1 protein-coding gene is annotated in these 259 nt (G+C 50.6%); it reads left to right on the top strand.

Features of this window, described 5'->3' with window-relative positions; genetic code table 11:
• Positions 1-229 (top strand): IS3 family transposase (locus tag AC2AXP_RS22780; RefSeq protein WP_484381998.1); only part of this gene is annotated, 229 nt, incomplete at its 5' end.
• Between the last annotated feature and the right edge of the window lie 30 nt (positions 230-259).

Genomic DNA, 259 nt, shown 5'->3' with positions numbered 1-259 from the left:
TCTGCAGGGCAGTATGAGCGCTAAAGGTTGTTGTTACGACAATGCCTGTGCGGAAAGCTTCTTTCACTCACTGAAGGTGGAATGTATCCACGGGGAGGACTTTGCCAGCCGGGAAATAATGCGAACGACAGTGTTTAATTATATCGAGTGCGATTACAATCGCTGGCGTCGTCACAGTGCCTGTGGCGGTCTTAGCCCGGAACAGTTTGAAAACCAAAACCTCGCTTAGGGCCGTGTCCACATTACGTGGGTAGGATCA

This window comes from Serratia sp. Sp408, from assembly GCF_057180665.1.
The sequence above is the reverse complement of the archived record's forward strand: the minus strand, read 5'-3'. Positions and strand labels throughout refer to the sequence as shown.